The following is a 4,338-nucleotide window of genomic DNA, read 5'->3' on the forward strand; positions in this document are numbered from 1 at the left end:
AGACAATCCTAAAATTTGCGGAAACTACATAATTTGGCTGTAAGGTGAACGACAAAAAAATCGTTCTTCCTTTATAATATTTTCTTATAGATTCCATTTTAGAAACAATGATTTCAGGATTTTAGGATTAAGAGGATTTAATTATATAGCCAAAAAAAGCCCCCTGAGGGCGACACAATTATAGCGATGGTGGCGTAAGCCCCTCGAAAGAAGAAAGATATAATCACTCTCTTTTTTATTCCCATTTTCACAAGAGAGCCCCTGAGGGCGACACGATAATAACGATGGTTGCGTAAGACCATCATAAAAAGTTTTATCTTTCAATCGTTGTGTAATCGAAGTTCCGCGTTATGTGTAGCCGGAGCTCACTGAATATCTGCGTTATGTGTAGCCGGAGCTCGCCGAAGCTCCGCAATCCGCTCTCTACCTTTCATTCCATTCTTTTTTCGGTTTTCTCGGTGCTTTCGGTGGCAAAATCTTTTTTTTCAGCTCTTCGTCTTCAGTTCCAATTTGTGTCCCTTCAACCATTCCTTAAATTTCCATAATTCCGCAGATACTTTATGTCCCAAAATATAATCATCAATTTCCTTCACTTCCCTGATCTGCTCATCACTTAAAAACCCTCTTTCGTATGCCTGCTGGATCACATTATCTCTGTAATCAATGGCATCATATACTTCAAATAAATTGGCATCATATTCTTTTGTTACATAATCAAATAATATTCCATAAAAACCAAGTGCCACTTCTTCTATAAGGGCTTTTAGCACTTCATCAGGAATTATTTCTTTGTCTATCTCCATCTTTTTCTCCTTCTTGCTTTTTCTTATCGTGTCTCGTAAAACCATTGATTTTATGGTCAACTCCCCTGATAATTCATTTTCTATCTGTTTATAGCGCTTTTTATGGTAAGACCATATCTTTTTGTTTATAAAATCTCCAATTACTATATTTTAGCTTCCGCTTTTGCTGTCAATATCTCCTTTCCAAACCAGCAAGCAAAGAGTATTATTTTTAATTTGTAAATTGATGATTTCTTGTTATAATATCAGATATAAGGGTGTATGCTTATTGATTATATTACTGTTTCCGAATAATATCTCTAATTGCCACTTCTTTTTAATAGTCGTTATGGTTCAGTCAGCTTCTAAAAGAAAAGTGTAATTAAGGATGTCGTTCGTCCGAAAGAAAGAGTGACGACGATGCGGAGCTACGGCGATCTCCGGCTACACAAAAGAAGATTGACAGGTTTTGAAGAAAAAATATATAAGAAATTATGAAAAAGAGAAGAAAGGAGTTTATACGGAAATGGGTATCATAACAAACCCAGCTATATTGAACTATATTTGCCGTGCAAAGATAGACATTGTTTATCCCTTTGTTTTTCTAAAACCAAATAGAAATATAAAAATATACGGGAGGAGATTATGAAAAAGACATCTCTAATCATTATCTTAGCTCTCTGCTCAATATTACTCTTTGCCCAAAACGAGGATTGGCTCTGGGCAAAGCAATCTGAGGGAACAAATAGTAATTCTGGAAATAGCATTGCTGCTGATGCCAATGGAAACATCTATGTTACAGGTTGTTTGGGAAGTAGTACTACCTTCGGTACTACTACCTTATACTGGATTGGGGAATTGGACATTTTTGTTGCCAAGCTTGATAGCAAAGGCAACTGGCTCTGGGCAAAGCAAGCCGGGGGAACAAGTTATGATGTTGGCAATAGCATTGCTGTTGATACCAACGGAAACAGCTATGTAACAGGTTATTTTCAATATAGTGCTACCTTCGGCACTAATAATTTAATTGGCAGTGGTGAAAATGACATCTTTGTTGCTAAGTTGGATTGTAATGGTAACTGGCTCTGGGCTAAACAAGCCGGGGGAAAATATTGTGCTTCTGGCCTTAGCATTGCTGTTGATGCCAACGGAAACAGCTATATTACAGGTTATTTTAGAAGTAGTAGTATTACCTTCGGCACTACAACCTTAACCAGCAGTGGTAATTCTGACATCTTTGTTGCTAAGTTGGATAGTAACGGTAACTGGCTCTGGGCAAAGCAAGCTGGTGGAACATATAATGACGAAGGTAATAGCATTTCTGTGGATTCCAAAGGAAACAGCTATGTTACAGGTCTTTTTCAGGGTAGTACTACTTTCGGCACTACTATCTTAACCAGCAGTGGTAATTCTGACATCTTTGTTGCCAAGCTGGATAGTAACGGTAACTGGCTCTGGGTAAAGAAAGCCGGGGGAACAGATTACTATGATTGTTCTGGCAATAGCATTGCTGTTGATGCTAAAGGAAACAGCTATGTTACAGGATATTTTGAAGATAGTGCTACTTTTGGCACTACTAAATTGACCAGCAGTGGAGAAGATGACATCTTTGTTGCTAAGCTGGATAGTAATGGTAACTGGCTCTGGGTTAAGAAAGCCGGGGGAACAAGTAGTTATGGGGGCTATGGCATTGCTGTTGATGATATCGGAAACAGCTATGTTACTGGTTATTTTGAAAGAATAGCTAATTTCAGCACTACTACCTTAACCAGCAGCGGCGGAAGAGATATCTTTGTTGCCAAGCTTGATAGTAAAGGTAACTGGCTCTGGGCAAAGCAAGCCGGGGGAACAATTGCTGATAAGGGCTGTAGCATTGCTGTTGATGCCAACGGAAATAGCTATATTACCGGTTATTTTTCAGAAAGTGCTACCTTCGGAGCTACTACATTAACCAGCAGTGGCGACTCTGATATTTTTATCTCCAAAATAGGTATTCCTGTTTATCAGGTTTTATCTCCGAATGGGGGAGAACAATGGCAGACGGGAAGCACAAAAACCGTTTACTGGAATTTTATTTATGCAGGCAATTATGTAAATATCCAATTATCACTGGATAATGGAGCAAATTGGATAATGCTGAATTCCAGTCCAGTTGAGGCGGCTTTAGGCAGATATTCCTTCAAGGTGCCTAATGTAAACTCCAGTCATTGTCTAATGAAAGTAGTAAGATCAGAAAATAGTAATTGTTTTGATATTTCAGATAAGCCCTTTACTATTAGCAGTTCTGTACCATATTCTTTATCTTTAATAGTGCCCAATTATTCTAAGCTACAGGTAGGAAAGAACTATTCCATAAATTGGACAGAATCTGGTATCAATATGGTAAATTTAGCTTATACCTGTGATGCCGGTGTTACCTGGAATAGTATTGCTACTGCTCTTCCTACCAATCCGGGAACTTATGAATGGACTATTCCCAATATAAGTGCTTCTAACTGTTATTTAAAAATATCTGATTCTACCCAGCCCACTATCTATGATTGGAGTGACCAAGCATTTAATATTTGTAAGTTACAATTGCTCAGTCCCAATGGAGGGGAATTATATCCAATAAATACTAATATATACATAAGCTGGAGTTCAGTACTTATTGAATATTTAAAAATTGAATACAGTTTGGATAATGGAAATTCCTGGGAAACGATATCCAATAATATTTCTGCTGCTGCAGGTAGCTATAACTGGACTTCACCCAATATACCCAATATTAATTACAATCAATGTTTAATAAAAATTTCGGATGCTTACGATAATACAATTTTGGATATAAGTGATAATCCCTTTACAATCCGTACTCAAATTTTTGTAATTGCTCCTAACGGGAATGAATATTTTACAGTAAATAGTATATGTAATTTACTTTGGACAAATACTACAGATGTGTCCTTTATTTTGATTGATTATAGTATTGATGAAGGGAAAAAATGGCTACCTGTTCAGGCCAGTCCCTATCCTGCATCTATAGGCAGATATGACTGGTTAGTGCCCAATAATCCCTCTACCAATTGTCTAATAAAAGTTTATAATTCTTCCAATAGAGCTAATTTTGATGTGTCAGATAAAATTTTTACTATCACTCCGGGATATTAACTACCTACGGTTAATTATAAAGCTGAGTTTACTTTCGGGTTATTGACCCTGGAAGTTCATTTTATTGACCAAGCCAATGCTGGAAAAGGTAATATTAGCTATTAGAATTATGATTTTTGCAACGGGGATAATTCCAATGAACAAAAATACTTTTTATATATATAAGGAGCCGTGGGAATATTCATTTATGCCGACTCTCACAGATTTCAAAAATTATCCAGATTTGATTTTTGAAACGAGGATTTCAGGATTAAGAGAAAAAATTTTGCAATTGCTATTCTAGTATATCGTCCATTAAATAACATATTATAACATAACCTCATCCAATTTGTATTTCCAGCGAAATACCACTGGGTCTTTGTTGATTTCGTCTAATCCTTGATAAATTCTCTCTATCAATTCTTTC

General features: G+C 36.6%; 2 protein-coding genes. One reads left to right on the plus strand and one right to left on the minus strand.

The window, feature by feature from the left end:
- Positions 1-485 precede the first annotated feature (485 nt).
- Entirely contained in the window at positions 486-803 is a 318-nt protein-coding gene (locus tag ABFC98_05210) for a hypothetical protein (protein MEN6445427.1), read from the minus strand.
- A gap of 624 nt (positions 804-1,427) precedes the next feature.
- Here ABFC98_05210 and ABFC98_05215 point away from each other — a divergent pair.
- Positions 1,428-3,932: an SBBP repeat-containing protein gene (locus ABFC98_05215; protein MEN6445428.1), complete on the plus strand. Its 2,505-nt coding sequence runs from the start codon at positions 1,428-1,430 to the stop codon at positions 3,930-3,932.
- The last annotated feature ends 406 nt before the right edge of the window (positions 3,933-4,338 follow it).

This window comes from Candidatus Cloacimonas sp., assembly GCA_039680785.1.
GTDB lineage: Bacteria > Cloacimonadota > Cloacimonadia > Cloacimonadales > Cloacimonadaceae > Cloacimonas.

Coding starts and splice junctions, on each gene's coding strand:
- ABFC98_05215 (MEN6445428.1), top strand. CDS start 1,428: ATGAAAAAGACATCTCTAATCATTATCTTAGCTCTCTGCTCAATATTA.
- ABFC98_05210 (MEN6445427.1), bottom strand. CDS start 803: ATGGAGATAGACAAAGAAATAATTCCTGATGAAGTGCTAAAAGCCCTT.